The sequence below is a fragment of the Beijerinckia sp. 28-YEA-48 genome, assembly GCF_900104955.1.
In the GTDB taxonomy this organism is placed as follows: Bacteria; Pseudomonadota; Alphaproteobacteria; order Rhizobiales; family Beijerinckiaceae; genus Terripilifer.
The window spans coordinates 477743-493432 of sequence record NZ_FNSI01000001.1; the positions used below are offsets into that span (position 1 = coordinate 477743).

At 62.1% G+C, this 15690-nt stretch carries 15 protein-coding genes; 7 read left to right on the top strand and 8 right to left on the bottom strand.

The annotated features are described in order from the left end of the window. Nucleotides 1–101 precede the first annotated feature (101 nt). Nucleotides 102–1022, bottom strand: coding sequence for a PepSY-associated TM helix domain-containing protein (locus BLW50_RS02215; protein ID WP_090696846.1), 921 nt, complete (start codon nucleotides 1020–1022; stop codon nucleotides 102–104). Nucleotides 1023–1268: 246 nt separating this feature from the next. On the opposite strand from BLW50_RS02215, the gene BLW50_RS02220 reads away from it, so the two are divergent. Together BLW50_RS02220 and BLW50_RS02225 are read left to right on the top strand one after the other, a co-directional pair. Then, nucleotides 1269–2843 (top strand): peptide chain release factor 3, encoded by a 1575-nt coding sequence (locus BLW50_RS02220; RefSeq protein ID WP_090696848.1) that lies wholly within the window; start codon nucleotides 1269–1271, stop codon nucleotides 2841–2843. Between the two features lie 29 nt (nucleotides 2844–2872). Continuing rightward, entirely contained in the window at nucleotides 2873–4282 is a 1410-nt protein-coding gene (locus BLW50_RS02225) for a mannose-1-phosphate guanylyltransferase/mannose-6-phosphate isomerase (RefSeq protein WP_090696850.1), read from the top strand. Nucleotides 4283–4352: 70 nt separating this feature from the next. Here the strand turns inward: BLW50_RS02225 and BLW50_RS02230 are convergent, their stop codons facing one another. After that, complete coding sequence (locus BLW50_RS02230) at nucleotides 4353–5813, bottom strand: undecaprenyl-phosphate glucose phosphotransferase (RefSeq protein WP_244544109.1); 1461 nt, start codon at nucleotides 5811–5813, stop codon at nucleotides 4353–4355. A gap of 211 nt (nucleotides 5814–6024) precedes the next feature. On the opposite strand from BLW50_RS02230, the gene BLW50_RS02235 reads away from it, so the two are divergent. Genes BLW50_RS02235 through rlmJ form a run of 3 tightly spaced genes read left to right on the top strand, consistent with a single transcriptional unit; the run spans nucleotide 6025 to nucleotide 8195 of the window. Next, on the top strand, nucleotides 6025–6489 hold the full coding sequence (locus BLW50_RS02235; RefSeq protein WP_090696854.1) for a hypothetical protein: 465 nt from the start codon (nucleotides 6025–6027) through the stop codon (nucleotides 6487–6489). 17 nt (nucleotides 6490–6506) lie between these two features. Further along, a complete protein-coding gene (locus BLW50_RS02240; RefSeq protein WP_090708564.1) occupies nucleotides 6507–7310 on the top strand; it encodes a ribonuclease T2 family protein in 804 nt (267 codons plus the stop codon). Nucleotides 7311–7340: 30 nt separating this feature from the next. Continuing rightward, nucleotides 7341–8195, top strand: coding sequence for a 23S rRNA (adenine(2030)-N(6))-methyltransferase RlmJ (gene rlmJ / locus BLW50_RS02245; RefSeq protein WP_090696856.1), 855 nt, complete (start codon nucleotides 7341–7343; stop codon nucleotides 8193–8195). Nucleotides 8196–8250: 55 nt separating this feature from the next. Here the strand turns inward: rlmJ and BLW50_RS02250 are convergent, their stop codons facing one another. Next, the gene (locus BLW50_RS02250; RefSeq protein WP_170849943.1) at nucleotides 8251–8940 is read right to left on the bottom strand and encodes an outer membrane protein; all 690 of its coding nucleotides are present in this window, start codon (nucleotides 8938–8940) and stop codon (nucleotides 8251–8253) included. A 326-nt stretch (nucleotides 8941–9266) separates the two neighbouring features. Here BLW50_RS02250 and BLW50_RS02255 point away from each other — a divergent pair, with 326 nt between their 5' ends. Continuing rightward, on the top strand, nucleotides 9267–10034 hold the full coding sequence (locus BLW50_RS02255) for an SDR family oxidoreductase (RefSeq protein ID WP_244544110.1): 768 nt from the start codon (nucleotides 9267–9269) through the stop codon (nucleotides 10032–10034). Here the strand turns inward: BLW50_RS02255 and BLW50_RS02260 are convergent. From BLW50_RS02260 to BLW50_RS02280, 5 genes are all read right to left on the bottom strand, one after another. Continuing rightward, entirely contained in the window at nucleotides 10021–11373 is a 1353-nt protein-coding gene (locus BLW50_RS02260) for a tetratricopeptide repeat protein (protein WP_090696864.1), read from the bottom strand. The two genes, BLW50_RS02255 and BLW50_RS02260, sit on opposite strands and share 14 nt — an antisense overlap. Before the next feature lie 5 nt (nucleotides 11374–11378). Then, on the bottom strand, nucleotides 11379–11618 hold the full coding sequence (locus tag BLW50_RS02265) for a hypothetical protein (RefSeq protein WP_090696865.1): 240 nt from the start codon (nucleotides 11616–11618) through the stop codon (nucleotides 11379–11381). 185 nt (nucleotides 11619–11803) lie between these two features. Further along, nucleotides 11804–13111 (bottom strand): CCA tRNA nucleotidyltransferase, encoded by a 1308-nt coding sequence (locus tag BLW50_RS02270; protein ID WP_244544111.1) that lies wholly within the window; start codon nucleotides 13109–13111, stop codon nucleotides 11804–11806. Next, a complete protein-coding gene (locus BLW50_RS02275) occupies nucleotides 13108–13794 on the bottom strand; it encodes a CoA pyrophosphatase (RefSeq protein WP_244544112.1) in 687 nt (228 codons plus the stop codon). Before BLW50_RS02275 ends, BLW50_RS02270 begins: the two co-directional genes overlap by 4 nt. Then, the gene (locus BLW50_RS02280; RefSeq protein ID WP_090696870.1) at nucleotides 13791–14396 is read right to left on the bottom strand and encodes a DUF1285 domain-containing protein; all 606 of its coding nucleotides are present in this window, start codon (nucleotides 14394–14396) and stop codon (nucleotides 13791–13793) included. The genes BLW50_RS02275 and BLW50_RS02280 overlap by 4 nt, the downstream gene beginning before the upstream one ends. A gap of 281 nt (nucleotides 14397–14677) precedes the next feature. Here BLW50_RS02280 and BLW50_RS02285 point away from each other — a divergent pair, with 281 nt between their 5' ends. Further along, entirely contained in the window at nucleotides 14678–15688 is a 1011-nt protein-coding gene (locus BLW50_RS02285; RefSeq protein WP_090696873.1) for an AAA family ATPase, read from the top strand. Nucleotides 15689–15690 lie beyond the last annotated feature (2 nt).

Here is a 15690-nt window from a genome sequence, read left to right on the forward strand (position 1 = left end):
CAGCGCGTGAGCGCAATATCCGCAATTTGATGAATGCGCGGGCGTTTGTGCCCGCGCAATAGCCAAGTCGCCTAGGGTGAGTGCAATTCTTCGGGTGGCGATTACTCGGCGGCGGCGCCGGCGACTTGCGGGCGTCGCGTGCGCTGACGACGGCGGAAGGTGCGTCGGCCCCAAATGATCAGGCCGGTGGTCAGCAGCAGAGCGAAAGCAAGCGACAGAATCAAATTCATCACGCCGCCCCACATGCCGAAGAAGACACCTTCGTGGAACGTGCGCGGCAGGTTGAGCGGCGCCGGCTTCAACCCTTCCGGCGTGACGAGATACGTGCGTTGGGTCGTGCCGTCGCTGATCCGCGCCATTTGGCGGCCGCCGCGTTCGCGAATGAAGTCGAGGCCGGAGAGATCGTGTTTGGCGGCCAGCATGCGCACGGCGTCACTGATTGGCACCGGTTTGCCACGCGGCAACGGATCGGAGAAGGTCAGGCCAAGCGCCATGAACAGGCCGCTCAGGGCACTGAGGGCGAGCAGTGGCAGCAAGATCCAAGCAGTGATTTTATGCCAACCCGCCATGGTGTTAGCCATGCGTGGCAGGCCCATGAATGTGCCGATCACAATGATGAAGAGCATCGCCACCGTGGACCAGGTGACGACCCAGCGCTGGTCGAACAGGAAATGTTCGTGGAGGCTGCGCGACGAGCGGATGATCTCGCTCAGAGTATCCCGGTCCGCCGTTTCGGCACCAGTGCGGGTGTCGATCACGGTGCCTCGGTCGCCTCGGCCGCCGCCGAGCGTGAGAGTGCTATTGTAGGTGTCGATGGAAAGCGCCCGCGCCTTGCCGTCCGCATCGTATTTCTGCATCCAGCCCTCGATCTTGTCCAAGGTGATCGAGGCGGGTTTGACCGAGGCGGCCTGGAGAAGCGGCTGGAGCGACAACAGCAGGCCAGTCACGATGATGATCGCCAGCGGAATGGCGAAAATCACCGCGATCCAACGGTGCAGGCGCAACAACAAGGCTTTCGACATCGGGACCTCCGGTTCGGTCTCCCTGGATGCCAGAGCTGATAGGTCTGTGCAAATAACTAATATGTAATTTTACCCTTGTATTTCCTCAGTTTAGAGCGATTCAAAATTATTGATCTCGGTGCCAATTGAGCCCGCGCGGAGGTCGTGCTGTCGAGAAAATTGGCTTTCGCCGACGGATGGGATATGGCAAACGCCTTCCCTGGCTGCCCTCCGGCACCTTTTCCCATTCACTTTCAAGCTTTTGTCATGACCGATCCCGTCAGCCGTCGGCGTACCTTCGCCATTATTTCCCATCCTGATGCCGGTAAAACCACGCTGACTGAAAAGCTGCTGCTGTTCGGCGGCGCCATTCAGCTCGCCGGTGAGGTGCGCGCCAAGGCGAACCGCCGGCAGACCCGTTCCGACTGGATGGGTATCGAGCGTGAACGCGGCATTTCGGTCGTCACTTCGGTGATGACGTTCGAATATGGCGATTGCGTCTTCAACCTGCTCGACACGCCGGGCCATGAAGACTTCTCCGAGGATACCTATCGCACGCTGACGGCGGTCGATTCAGCTGTCATGGTCATCGACGCCGCCAAAGGCATCGAGGATCGCACGCGCAAACTGTTTGAAGTCTGCCGCCTGCGCGATATTCCCATCGTGACCTTTATCAACAAGCTCGATCGCGAGACGCGCGACCCGTTCGATCTGCTCGATGAGATCGAGAAGACCCTGGCACTCGACGTGGCGCCGATGACCTGGCCGATCGGCCGTGGCCGGTCGTTCGCTGGTACCTATGACATCCAGGCCAGCGCGGTTCGCTTGGTCGAGGGCGAGCAGGAATTGCGGCCGGTCAACGGTCCGGAAGACCCCTCCATCGCCGCATTGTTACCAGGACATGAGCGCGAGGCTTTCTCCGAGGAATTGATGTTGGCGGTGGAAGGGCTCAAGCCGTTCGACAAGCAAGCCTTTCTGGAGGGGCATCTGACGCCGGTCTATTTTGGTTCGGCGCTGCGAACGTTCGGCGTCAAGGATCTTATCGATGCGATGGCCGCTTTCGCGCCGCCGCCGCGCGGGCAGGAATCGGCAACGCGTGTCGTTGCGCCGCGTGAGCCGAAAATGAGCGGCTTCGTCTTCAAGATCCAGGCGAACATGGACCCGAACCACCGCGACCGCATCGCCTTCATGCGCGTCTGTTCCGGTAAATTGGCGCGCGGCATGAAAGCCAAGATTGTGCGCACCGGTAAGCCGATGGCGCTCAATTCGCCGCAATTCTTCTTTGCCCAGGAGCGTGCCATCGCCGATGAAGCCTATGCGGGCGACGTGGTCGGCATTCCTAATCATGGTGTGTTGCGCATTGGCGACACGCTGACCGAGGGCGAGGACATCGTGTTCCGCGGCGTGCCGAGCTTCGCACCGGAAATCTTGCGTCGGGTCAAGATCGGCGATGCGATGAAGGCGCGCAAACTACTCGAGGCTCTGCAGCAGATGGCGGAAGAAGGTGTGGTGCAGCTCTTCCTGCCAAGCGACGGTTCTGGCGCGCTCGTCGGGGTGGTCGGCGCCTTGCAGCTTGACGTTCTGAAGGAGCGGCTGGCGGCCGAATATGGTTTGCCCGTGAGTTTCGAGAACAGCCGGTTTGAGCTTTGCCGCTGGGTTACGAGTGAAGACAAAACCGAACTCGAAAAATTCATCCGCGCTTTCCCCTCGTCCATGGCTGCTGATTTTGACGGGGCGCCGGTGTTCATGGCCGCCTCAGCCTGGGCCTTGAATTACGAGCAGGAGAAATGGCCGAAGATCGCCTTTTCTGACATTAAAGATTATCAGAAGAAGGCTGCTTAGTGCCGGACGCGAGAGTGGGCGAGAGTGGTATGACTCAAATTTTACCAGTCGTGGTGTGTGGTGGCTCGGGCACGCGCATCTGGCCATTGTCGCGTGAAAGCCTGCCGAAGCAATTCCTGCCGCTGGTCGGTACGCAATCGACCTTCAAGACGCTGCTGTCGATCCTGGCGTCGGATGAGGCTTTCGCGCCGCCGGTGGTGATTTCCAATCACGACTATCGTTTTCTGGTGGCCGAGCAGATGGCCGAGGCGGGGGTCGAGGGCGAAATTGTTCTCGAAACCACGCAACGCGATACCGCAGCCAGCGTTGCTGTGGCGACCGAACTGGCGTTGCGCCAGGCGCCGGAGACGATTGTCGCGGTTTTTGCCGCCGATCACGCGATCGCCGATGCACCGGCTTTTGCGGCGCTGTGCCGCCGGGCGGCGGCTGCCGCATCGACCGGGGCGCTTGTCCGGCTGGCGGTGAAGCCAGCCTATCCGGCGACGGAATATGGCTACATGCAACCTGTCGGTCCGGTGGATGCCGGCCTTTGCAAGGTTGGCGCCTTTGTCGAAAGGCCCGACACGGCGACGGCCACTCGTCTTATTGACGAGGGCTATCTGTGGAACTCCGGCGACCTGTTTTTCCGCGCCGATGTGATGGCCGGCGAAATCGCCGCCCATACGCCCGCGCTTGCTGAGGCGGCACGTGTCTCGCTCGACCTCGCCAAGCCGGATCTGCAGTTCTTGGTTCTGCCGCGCGAGCCGTTCGAGACAGCGAGCGCCGAGTCGATCGATACAGCGGTGGTGCGCAAATCCGCCCATGCGGTGATGATCGCCGGTGATTTCGGCTGGGCGGATACAGGCAATTGGCCATCCGTCCATGCGCTGTCGCCGCGCGATGAGCATGGCAACAGCGTGCGTGGCGACGGTATCGTGCTCGACGCCTCGAATGTCTTCATCCGTTCCGAGGAAGGGCTGACGGCGGTCATCGGCGTCGACAATGTGGTGGTGGTGACGACGGGCGACGCGGTTCTGGTGACCAATGCCGAACAGGCCGGCAAGATCCGTGACCTTGTTGAGCAGATGAAGCGCGCGGGCCGCCGCGAGCCGCTGGAGCACAAGCGCATCTATCGTCCGTGGGGCTATTATCAGAGCGTCGATCATGGTGCCCGTCATCAGGTCAAGCGCATCAGCGTTAAGCCCGGTGGGAAGCTGTCGTTGCAGAAACATTTCCACCGCGCCGAACATTGGGTGGTGGTCAAGGGCGTCGCCGAGGTGACGCTCGACGACAAGATCACGCTGCTGCAGGAAAATGAATCGATCTATCTGCCGATCGGCTGCGTGCATCGCCTCGCCAATCCCGGCAAGATCGACCTCGAAATCATCGAGGTACAGACCGGCGGTTATCTCGGCGAGGATGACATCGTGCGGATCGAAGATATCTACAATCGCAACTGATCGGTTTCGAACGTTTGTGGTCCGGCCTGCTTCCTGCGCTCGCTATGGCGGTCGTCCGTTCGCGCAGGCTCTAGCCGGCGTTGCTATAGGCCTTGCGCGAGAAGACGGTCAGCAACATGATTTTGACGTCGAGCCATAGCGACCAGTTGTCGATATAGGCGAGGTCGTGCTCGACGCGGGCGCGCATCTTTTGCTCGGTATCGGTTTCGCCGCGATAGCCGTTGACCTGAGCCCAGCCGGTGATGCCAGGTTTGACATTGTGGCGACGGGCATAGAGCGCGATGTGATGAATATAATGCTGGTCATGCGCCATCGCATGCGGCCGTGGGCCGACAAGCGACATGTCACCACGCACCACGTTGAGCAGTTGCGGCAGTTCATCGATGTTACAGCGGCGCAGGATACGACCGAGACGGGTGATGCGCGTGTCGTTGGCGGTTGCCTGCTGGATGCTGCGGCCATTGTCCATGGTCGTCATCGAGCGGAACTTGATGATGTTGAACGGCATCTGATTGAAACCGTAGCGGCGCTGCAGAAAGAAGGCAGGGCCGTTCGAGTCCAACCGGACCGCGATTGCTACGAGCAGCAGGAGCGGGCTCAACAGAACCAGCGCCAGCGAACCGGCGACGATATCGAACGCGCGCTTGGTGACGATTTCCAGGGTTGAAAGCGGCCGGCGCACCAGATGCAAGGTCGAAATATTACCGATCCGCTCGATGTGCACGTCGCGGAAACGATCGAGAACGCGTTCGGGGCCAAGATGAATGGCAGCTGGCACGAGCATGAAGGAACTGATGCATGCCTCAATGGTTTCCCGGTTCGACCAGGGTACGAGGATGAAGACTTCTTCTGGCCGCAGGACGCGGGCCGAAGCGGCGGCGAGCGCCAAGTCGTCTCTGAGGCTATCGGGGCCGCGCAGGACAGAGGCGGCAACGACCCGCATGCCGATGTCGCTGGGTTTGTAGGTTTCGTTGAAGCGCTCGATCTCTTCCTCGAAGCCGACGAGATAGATTCGCTTCTGGGCGACGCTGCCGTTACCCGAACGATCGGCGACAATGCGCACCAGGGCGAGGCGCATCAGCAACACCGAGCTGAGGCCGCCGACGTAGAAAAACACCATGGCGCCGCGCGAAAAATCGGCGCTGGTCTTGGCCAGAAAGGCCAGCATGATCGTGCTGGCGAAGGCAACGTTCCACAAAACGACAGTACGTCGCAGATGGCTGCGGAAACCGAGGTAGTTGGAGAACATATATTCGCGCCGCATCATGTTGGACACGATGAACAGCGCCGCCATTACATAGCCCTGCGCGCCGAGCGGGGGGATGGCTTGGGCGTGCGGATAGGCCAGGTAATGATACAAAACCCAGGTGACGACGGCGCTGGAGAGGATCGCCAAAGCGTCGCACGCGCCGGCGACGACGGAGAAAACGATTCGCACCACCGCCGGAGAAACGATGGAACGCGTCGCGCCGCGCCAGCGGACCAGGGAGCCTGTCTCCCGATGGAATGTCGCATAATCCTGCGTAGACACCGATGCCTGCCTCAAAATGACACACCAGCGCTCCGTCCTGACACAATCGGACCTGCTTTCGCCGGGTTTGCGCCTTTGGCTGCAAGGCGCGCGCCCTGGGTGGGTGTCGGGGCGTGAAAAACCGGGGTTGAGGCTGCGTTTCTCTTGACCAGCTGGCGCCAGTAGCGGCATCGTCAGGCATCATTTCAGCGGTTTGCGCAGGGGTTTTGCGATGGCATTCACATTCGGAAAGCTTGCCGGAAAGTTTGTGTTGGCGGGCGCGGTGCTCGCGGTCCTGGGGACGGTGCAGCCGACCCTGGCGCGGCCGCAATTGCCGGCCGAATATCGCTTTCAGCCCTACACGGGTTCGCTGCCGGCCTGCGAGGACGGGGGGGTGCTGGGCACCATCCAGAGCCGTTTTAGCTCCAAGGAATCGGAATACTGGAATTCGTCACTGCAGATCGTCGGTTACGACCGCATCCGCGAGACCGGCTATCGCAGTAATGGCTCCGACTACATCCCTCGCCGCTATTGTACCGCGCGGGCCTATATGAACGACGGTCGCTGGCGCCAGGTGACCTATTGGGTCGGCGAAAATCTCGGCTTCATCGGTTGGGGCTGGGGTGTTGAATGGTGCGTCGCTGGTGTCGACCGTAACTACGCTTATGGACCGGCCTGCCGGGCGGCGCGACCCTGACCATCCGGTTGATGCTCATGCTGGTGCGGTCGATTTTGATCCTGCTGCTGGCGGCATTTAGCTTGCCAGCATCCGCCCAGTTTCGTGGCGGCAACGACGATTGCGTTCTCGATCGCTGTCAGGATCGGCAGGATAACGGCAATCGCACGCAGGGCCGTGGGCGCTCTGGCCCGGATGACCGCAGCCAAGATAATAGTCAGTCGCGTGGCTGGTTTGGTGGTCCGCGCCGCGATCAGGCGACGACGGTGGCGCCCGGACGGTTCGACTTCTACGTGCTGGCGTTGAGCTGGTCGTCCAGCTTCTGCGCTTCGGGCAATAATGACGATCGCGACCAGTGCCAGATCGGCTCGAGCAAAGGGTTCGTCGTTCATGGCCTTTGGCCGCAATACGTGCGCGGCTTCCCTTCCGATTGTCCGAGCTCGGTGCGCAATCCGCCGGCCAGCGCCATGCGGGACGCCGAGGGTGTGTTCCCGGATATCGGCCTGGCCCGCTATGAATGGCGCAAGCACGGCACCTGTTCCGGTCGGTCGCCGGTGGATTATTTCGCCGACGTGCGCCGCGCCCGTGACAAGATCGAAATTCCGCAGGAACTGCAGAAGCCGCGTTCAGCTCAGACCATGTCGCCGCTCGATATCCAACGTGCTTTCATCGACGCCAATCGCGGCCTGCGTCCCGGTATGATGGCGGTCGCCTGTCAACGCGGCCAGTTGCAGGAAGTGCGCATCTGCCTGAGCAAGGACCTGCGCGATTTCACACCTTGTCCGGAAGTGGCACGCCAAGCTTGTCGCACGCAGCAGATCAATGTTCCACCAGTGCGCTAGAGCTGGTATGAACCGCATTGGCCGCGCGCCATGAACTATCGCCACGCTTTTCATGCAGGCAATTTCGCCGATGTGTTCAAACACGCGATCGTTGCGCGCATCCTGCTCTATTTGATGCGTAAGGATGCGCCCTTGCGCTATGTCGATACGCACGGCGGCACGGGCCTCTACGATCTTGGCGACGAACGCGCCGTGCGCACGGGCGAGTGGCGCGATGGCATTGCCCGCGTTCTCACCGCCGCGCGAACGCCGGTCATTGAGGCTTTGCTGGCGGACTGGCTTGCTGCTGTCGGCCCTGGCGACAAGGAAGGGCGTCCTCTCGTTTATCCTGGCTCGCCGGCCTTGGCGCAGCGGCTGTTGCGCGCACAGGACCGCCTCACCGTGTGCGACCTGCATGAAGAGGACGTGCGCACGTTGGCGCGCAAACTCGGGCGCGATCGCCGACTGAAGGTGATCGGCATCGATGGGTATACGGCGTTGAAAGCCTATGTGCCGCCGGCTGAGCGACGTGGTCTGGTTCTCGTCGATCCGCCGTTTGAGGCGACGGACGAATTCAAACGTATGGGCGCGGCGGTCGCCGCGGCTTGGCACAAATGGCCAACCGGCACTTATGCGCTTTGGTACCCGGTGAAGGACCAGAATGTCGTCGATGACTTCTACGCTGGTCTGGCAGAGGCGGGCGTGACGCGCCTGCTGCGGGCGGAGCTTGATGTCGGGCGTGCGGACCAGACATCGACGCGGTTGTCAGGCTGCGGCATGGCGATCATCAATCCACCGCACACCTTGCCGGCGGAGATCGAGGCTTTGGCGCCATGGCTGGCGCATGTGATGGCGCAGGGAAAACCGCGCTGGACGTGTCGGTGGGCTGTCGGCGAGACAGCGTGATCGCAAAGAAAAACCGGCGGCCGAAGCCACCGGTTCATCGTGTTTAACAGTGTTATCAGAAGCGATAGTTCAGGCCGGCGCGGATGATCGAGCCGCGATAACCAGCGTTGCTGACGGTCGGAAGCGTCCCGCCGTTGTTGTTGTTGCCGACCTGCGTGTAGAGATATTCGGCCTTGGCCGAGATATTGCGGTTGATGGCATATTCGACGCCGCCACCGATCACCCAACCGTTACGCCAGGAATTGGCGGAATAAGCGGCCGGCACGGTGGTGTCGGTGATTGTCGAATTGATGTTGCCGCCCGCGTAACCGCCGGTGATGTAAAGCAGCGTGCGGTCGAAGGCGACGACGCCGGCGCGGGCACGCACCGTGGCAAAGCTGTTCATCTTGGCGCGCATGAAGATCGGTCCGGGCAAGGTGTGATTGCCGGTCATGCCCGCCCAGCTCATGTCGCCTTCGAGGCCGACGACGAACATATTGTTGACCTGATAATTATAGCCGACCGTACCGCCGACGAGGCCGCCATTGGCGGAGCCGAAATCATTGGAGCCGCGACCGAGACGGCCAAATGCGCCGCCACCGGAGAGACCGGCGTAAAAACCTGTCCATGTGAAAGCGGGCTGCTGCGTGAAAATGGGTGCCGGCGGCGGGGGCGCTTCCGAGCGGCGTGGCAGGTCGGCGGCCAGTGCAGCACCGCTGATCATCACAAGTGCGATCGCAGCCGTCGCAACCGAATATTTTTTCATCGCAAGTCTCCAATTCCGAATCCACATGTGGCCCGTCTGCACCTGTCATTTGGCCTGTTGAATGTGTCGCTGAATCGGTCGCAATCGTGCGGGTTCGAGGAGATTTCGTGCCACCTTCGCCTTGGATGGGGCCGCTGGCCTCACATTTGTCGCCCTGCAAGATGGGAAAAATTGCCATAGAGTGACATCCTGCCCATCTTCATTGTCGAATTCACCGCGCTTGCCGCTATTGTGGCTCCGTGATGGTGGAAGATGGGAAGGCGTTAGGAGCATTTTCGAGCGTCGGTTCGCGCGAAGAAAATGCGTCGAGGCAGAAAAGGGTGATTGTGGAGCAAACAACTTCGGCGGGCGTGGCGCTCGTCACGGGCGCGGCACGACGGATCGGCCGCGCTATTTCAAAACGGCTGACGCAGGAGGGGTACGCCCTGGCGCTGCATGCCTCGCAACGTTCGCGTGAGGAGGCGCAGCTGTTGGCGCGCGAGATCGCCGACGCGGGCGGCCGTGCCGAGGTGGTCATCGCTGATCTGATGGACATGCAAGCGCCGGCGCAGCTGTTCGAGGCGGCGCGTCGACTGGGAGCGGTGACGCTGCTGGTGAACAATGCATCGTTGTTCGAGCAGGATACGCCTGACACCTTTGACACGGATTTCTTTGATCGCGCGATGGCGGTCAATCTGCGTGCGCCCTGCGCGCTCGCGGCGCTCATGGCGCGGGCCCTGCCGAAGGGCGCGAGTGGCGCCATCGTCAATATTGCCGATCAGCGCGTGTGGCGTCTTAATCCGCAGTTTTTCAGTTACACGCTGACCAAAGCAGCGTTGTGGACGGCGACGCAGACCATGGCGCAGGCTTTCGCGCCGCGTCTTCGCGTCAATGCGGTGGGGCCTGGTCCCGTCCTGCCGAACACGATGGATGGTGATGATGGCTTTCAGCGTGAAGCCGCGAACATCCCGCTCGAACGGGCGGTGGCGCCGGAGGAAGTGGCTGAGGCCGTGGCCTATCTGGCGCAGGCACGTAGCGTGACCGGGCAGATGATCGCCGTCGATGGTGGCCAGCACATCGCCTGGAAAACGCCCGACGTGATTACCGACCTTTAGAGCTGTCCGCGTCGCGCCAGCCGATGCTGCGTTCCGGCGATAAGGCGCGGCGACCGCGGATCCGTTCGAGGATCAGCGCTTTATCGGCAGGCGCGGCGGCGCTCTCGGTGAAGGATAGGAACATTTGTTCCAGAAGGTCTTGTTGCGCGTGGCTGCCGCCGAGCCGGTGCATCATGCCCAGGACCGGGCGCATCAGGTCGAGCGCTTCGATCGGCCGTTTGTCGGCCTGAGCCAGGATCGCTTTGCAGATCGGCAAAGCGATATCGCGCACCAGCGGTGACAGATCGCCAAGATTGCGCAGGGCGAAATCCTCTATTCCCTTGATGAAATGCACGGCCTCGCCGTGGTGGCCGGCACGGGCCAGTGCCAGGACCCAATGGGGCAGGGTGAACGGACTCCGGCCATCCCCGATGCGCGGTTGCGCCTTTGCCGCAATCTCCTGCCAGCGATCACCGACGTCAACACCGTGGCGCTCGAGACGCCAGAGTGCCGAGGCGGCATTCTGGATATCGATGTAAAGATCCGGCATGGCCGTGGTGGTGACGGAGTTGAGATCACGGAAGCGGCCGTCATAGAGTTTGAGCGCCGTCTCGAATTCCTCGCGCTCGATATGATACAGCGCGCGGTGCCACCACAGATGATGCAGCAGATTGTTGCCGCCTTCCCAATGCGGCTCCATCGCGGTGAGGAAGGCGATGCCCTCAGTGCGGCGGCCCTGCATTTCGAAAACATGGGCAAGGGCATGGGTCGCCCAAACATCGGATGGGTCGATGGCGATGGCTTCGCGGGCGCAATTCTCGGCCACCAGATAACTGCCGCATTCCTCATGGGCGAAAGCGCGGCAGGCGAGTACTGTGCCATAGGCTGGGAGCTCCCGGCCATAATGCGCCAGAGTCGTTTCCGCTTGGGCCAGCAGTAATTCTGGCTGGCCGCACCAGAAGCCGAGCAGGTGATGCATGCGGAAGGCGAGAATGTCGTGCGGCCATTGCGTGGCGATCGCGCCCCAAGCCGCCAATGTGCGGGCGTGTTCGCCCGCGATCCAGTGCGCCAGGGCGGCCACATGAGCTTGCTCGCGCGGACTGGTGCGCGGGGCGAGCGCTTGCGCCTTGGCAAGCGAGGTGCGGGCGAATTCGACGTTGGCCTCATTGAAGGACATCATCGAAAAGGCGCTGCGCAGCACATGCGCCATGCAGAAATCGGGGTCTTCGGCGAGGCAGGCTTTCAGCCGCTGCGAAACGTTGAAGCGATTAAGCAGATAGCCGTCGATGGTATGGTCATAGGCCACTGCGGCGGTGGTGGAAGCGCAGGTGAGTTCGAGCCCATGCGAATCGCGGAACATCCGCTTTAGTCCGCTGTCGGCAGTCGCCGAATGGTGAATTCGATACGGCCGTCGTCGAGTTCGCGCCAGAATTCGATCTCGGTCATATAGGCGGCCTTGGGGAAACGGTCGAACCATTCGCGCGCTTTGGCGCGCGCGTCGGAGCGGGGCATGGTGAAGGTGTCGCGCCGCCAACCGCCGGCGCCTTTCGACCGATCGCCCAGCGCGCGGGCGATCTCGCCCGGCGACTTTCGCTGTACCCGCATACTCAACTCCGCGTTCAACGTCGCAAACATAGCGTGCCTCACCGGTTGTTGCGAGTCGCAGCAGGGTGCGAGACCGATACGACCGGGGCGTGACGCGCCTGGCGCGTATTTCCTGGGAACGGAAAACCGATTCGCCTGAAGAAAGGGTGTCAAAACGGAGAATCGAACCCGGTCGGAATTGGGCTCTAGCGGCGCGAATCAGCGATCGATTCGTCGATAAGGCGGGCCAATGTTTCCGGATCCTGCGGAAAACCCGCGCGAATCCAGCGGGCTTGCAGATGTTTCAGGGTGACGCCGATGGCGGGCCCTGCGTCGATACCGCGCGCCAGGATATCGGCGCCGCTGACGGGCAGGCGGATTTCTGGGGTGTCGCGCAGGAAATGCAGGGCCGAGCGCCAAGCCGAATCGTCCGCCGGTGCCGGGCTTGCTGCTTGCGCCAGCATCAGGCCGTCGAGGGCGGCCCGTCGTCCATGGACGTAGAGGAAAGCGCCGAGTTCGTTGTGGGGGGGCGGCGCCAGGCGCCCGTGCAAGGCCGTTGACGCGGCCGCGGCCTGGGACAGGCGTGTCTCCTGCTGGTTCGAGAGCCGTAACCGGTCGCGCAGCCGCGCGGCATCCTCCGCGATGAGAACGCAGGCGGCCGCGAGACGGAGGGTGGCATCGCCCGGCAAGTCATGGAGCTGTTCGATGGCGATGAAGCGGGCGAGCGGCGTCGCGTTGACGACACCGGCAACAAGGGCTCCGAAAATGCCGGCCTGCGTCATCTCGGCCACCACATCGGCGGCGCGCCGGGTGAGCAGCAGTTTCAGGATCTCGGCCTGGATGCGCTCACGCGACAAGCGCTCAAGCCCATGGCGTTCGGCGATGGCGGCCGCCATCGCTTCCCGGTCTGGCGGCCCCTCGCCATAGGCGGCGTGAAAACGGAACAGGCGCAGGATGCGCAGATAATCCTCGCGGATACGCTGCCTTGCCACGCCGATGAAGCGCACATGACGGGCGCCGATGTCACTCACCCCATCGGTATAATCGTGCAGCTTGCCGGCGGCATCGACGGACAGGGCATTGATGGTGAAGTCGCGGCGCAGCGCGTCGGCGCGGAAGTCGCGACCAAAGCGCACGACCGCATGGCGGCCATCAGTCGCGATGTCCTCGCGTAGGGTCGTCACCTCGAAAGTCGTGCCCTCGATGAGGACGGTGACCGTGCCATGTTCGATGCCGGTCGGGATGGTGCGGAGCCTTGCCGCATGGCACCGCTCCTGCACGACAGTTGGCAGCGCCGTGGTCGCCAGGTCGAGCTCGTGCACAGGCTCGCCCATCAAAGCATTGCGCACAGCACCGCCAACGACGCGGGTTTCCTCGCCATCGCCATTCAGAATGTTGAGCAGGTGCTGCAATTTCGGATCATTTAGGAAGGCAGCGCCTTCGATCCGGCCGTTGACGATCAGTGCCGCTGGCTTGGCATTGGCATGGTTGGTACTCGCGTGGTCGGCGCTCACGCGTAAAGCCTTTCGTAGAAATTATACATGATGCCGGCAGTCGCGCCCCAAATGTAATGTTCGCCGAAGGGAATGGCATAGAAAGAGCGCATGATGCCTTCGAATTCGCGATGGTGCAGCTTGCGGTTGCCGGGCTCCATCAGGAATGCGAGCGGTACTTCGAATGCGGCGTCCACCTCATCGGGGTTCAGGACATAGGTCAGGTCCGGTTTGATAATGGCGACCACCGGTATGATGCGATAGCCCGTGCCGGTCTGATAGGGATCGAGATAACCAACTGGTGTCGCATCAGCCGGCTGCAGGCCGATCTCCTCATAAGCTTCGCGCAGCGCCGTATCGATCGGTGTCGCGTCTTCCGGGTCCATGCGGCCGCCGGGAAACGCGACTTGTCCGGCGTGGGCGCGCAATTTGCTGGTGCGCTGGGTCAGCAGAATGGTGGCGCCCTGTTGATGGGCGATCACTGGCACAAGGACAGCGGCGGGTTTGCCGAGGCCATCATAACTGAAGCTCTCGCGGTTGAGGTTGTGATCGCCTCGTCTTGGTAAGGCGCGCGTGAGGGCGTCGTGGGGCAGATCCAGACTCAGCTTGTCACGTCCGCGCGCTTCAACCTCCGCCGCCGTGAAGGCGGCGATCTTTTGCGCCTGTGCCTTGTCGATGTGGTCGTCCATCCAACGTTCGCTCACACCAAATTCTCGATCTCTTGCGCCGACGCCATCGGAAAGAACGCCCCGGCCGAGGCGACCCCGAACATGGCCCGGCCATCGATATCGCGGGTCTCGCCCCGTTCGACAAGATCATAGAAAATCGGCCGAGTGACCAGTGCCCAGAGGCCGCCACGCACCAGCACATAGGGTTTGACCCCTTCCGAGGGCCCACGTTCGAAACGCAGCGGATGGTCGGCGTCGGCGTTGACCCAGTCGTCGACATTGGTGCGAAACGCCAAGGCGCCGTTGCTTTCGGTGCATTCGACAGCCAGGAATGGTGCATCCTCGACCGCGACGGCGACCTTTTCGACCGGGGTCACCAGCATATGGCCTTCCGGGTCCTTGCGCAGGACTGAGGCGAAGAGTTTCACCAGGGCGGGGCGGCCGATGGGCGAGTTCTGGTAGAACCAAGTGCCATCGCGGGCGATGCGCATGCCGATATCGCCGCAATAGGGCGGGTTCCACAAATGGACCGGGGGCAAGCTGCGTTTATCGCCGCTATCGCCGGCCAGGCGCGCGGCGGCTGCCAGATTGTTCAATCCCGCCGCTGTTTCGCCGCCTGTTATTGCCTTCTCCGCCATATTCCCGCGCGCTTTCAGTGAACACTGCCAGTTGAATCACGATTTGGCTTGGATGCCCAATCCTGGATGTCCAATTGGGAACCAATCTTGCTAGCAGAATATGCTGAGAATTCGATCTATCGCATTTTCCTGTGGCAAAGGGCGCAATGCCGGTGGTCGCGCGCTACAACTGCCGGGATTGTGAAGTCCCGGTCATCGACAACCGGGAGCGGGCCTCTAAACTGGCCTAAATCTCGTATCCGGTGGGCCAATCGCGGTCCGCTTTGTCTGAAGGAGGCACAATGAGTGCGGTGACGGAACAGCAGCCGGTCTCCATCGAAGAGGCAGCGGTTCGGCAGGCCGAACAGGCGCTCGAAAAAGTCGCCGCCGCCCGCGCCGCCATTGGGACGGTCATTTTCGGCCAGACCCAGGTGGTGGAGGAGACGCTGGTGACTTTAATCGCCGGCGGCCATGGCCTGCTCGTCGGCGTGCCCGGTCTTGCTAAGACCAAGCTGGTCGAGACCTTGGGGACGGTTTTGGGCCTGGATGCGCGCCGCGTGCAGTTCACCCCCGACCTGATGCCGGCGGATATTCTCGGTTCCGAGATCATGGAAGAGGCGGCTGACGGCAAGCGCGCCTTTCGTTTCGTGCGCGGCCCGATCTTCGCGCAATTGCTGATGGCCGACGAGATCAACCGCGCCAGCCCCCGCACCCAGTCGGCGCTTTTGCAGTCGATGCAGGAATATCACGTGACGGTGGCTGGCGAGCGTCATGATCTGCCGCGGCCCTTCCATGTGTTGGCGACGCAGAATCCGCTGGAGCAGGAAGGCACCTATCCGTTGCCGGAAGCCCAGCTCGATCGCTTCCTGATGCAGATCGACGTGTCTTATCCTGATCGCGCCGCCGAGCGCCGCATTCTCATCGAGACGACGGGCGAGAGCGAGACGACACCGCGCGCTGTCATGACCGCTGACGATTTGATGGCGATACAGCGGCTGGTGCGCCGGTTACCGGTCGGTGATCGCGTCGTCGAAGCCATTCTCGATATCGTCCGCGCCGCCCGTCCTGGCGAAGGCGATAAGGAAATCACCCAGCACGTTGCCTGGGGGCCGGGACCGCGCGCCGCACAGGCGTTGATGCTGGCTTCGCGTGCCCGGGCCCTGGTCGGCGGCCGGCTGGCGCCGTCGCTCGACGACATCAAGGTGCTGGCCGAGCCGGTGCTGAAACACCGCATGGCGCTGACCTTCGCTGCGCGGGCGGAAGGCGAAACGGTGACCGGTGTGATCAAGCGCCTCGTGGAAAGGATCGGCTGACG

Coding starts and splice junctions, on each gene's coding strand:
- BLW50_RS02215 (WP_090696846.1), bottom strand. CDS start 1,022: ATGTCGAAAGCCTTGTTGTTGCGCCTGCACCGTTGGATCGCGGTGATT.
- BLW50_RS02220 (WP_090696848.1), top strand. CDS start 1,269: ATGACCGATCCCGTCAGCCGTCGGCGTACCTTCGCCATTATTTCCCAT.
- BLW50_RS02225 (WP_090696850.1), top strand. CDS start 2,873: ATGACTCAAATTTTACCAGTCGTGGTGTGTGGTGGCTCGGGCACGCGC.
- BLW50_RS02235 (WP_090696854.1), top strand. CDS start 6,025: ATGGCATTCACATTCGGAAAGCTTGCCGGAAAGTTTGTGTTGGCGGGC.
- BLW50_RS02240 (WP_090708564.1), top strand. CDS start 6,507: ATGCTGGTGCGGTCGATTTTGATCCTGCTGCTGGCGGCATTTAGCTTG.
- rlmJ (WP_090696856.1), top strand. CDS start 7,341: ATGAACTATCGCCACGCTTTTCATGCAGGCAATTTCGCCGATGTGTTC.
- BLW50_RS02250 (WP_170849943.1), bottom strand. CDS start 8,940: ATGAAAAAATATTCGGTTGCGACGGCTGCGATCGCACTTGTGATGATC.
- BLW50_RS02260 (WP_090696864.1), bottom strand. CDS start 11,373: ATGTTCCGCGATTCGCATGGGCTCGAACTCACCTGCGCTTCCACCACC.
- BLW50_RS02265 (WP_090696865.1), bottom strand. CDS start 11,618: ATGCGGGTACAGCGAAAGTCGCCGGGCGAGATCGCCCGCGCGCTGGGC.
- BLW50_RS02280 (WP_090696870.1), bottom strand. CDS start 14,396: ATGGCGGAGAAGGCAATAACAGGCGGCGAAACAGCGGCGGGATTGAAC.
- BLW50_RS02285 (WP_090696873.1), top strand. CDS start 14,678: ATGAGTGCGGTGACGGAACAGCAGCCGGTCTCCATCGAAGAGGCAGCG.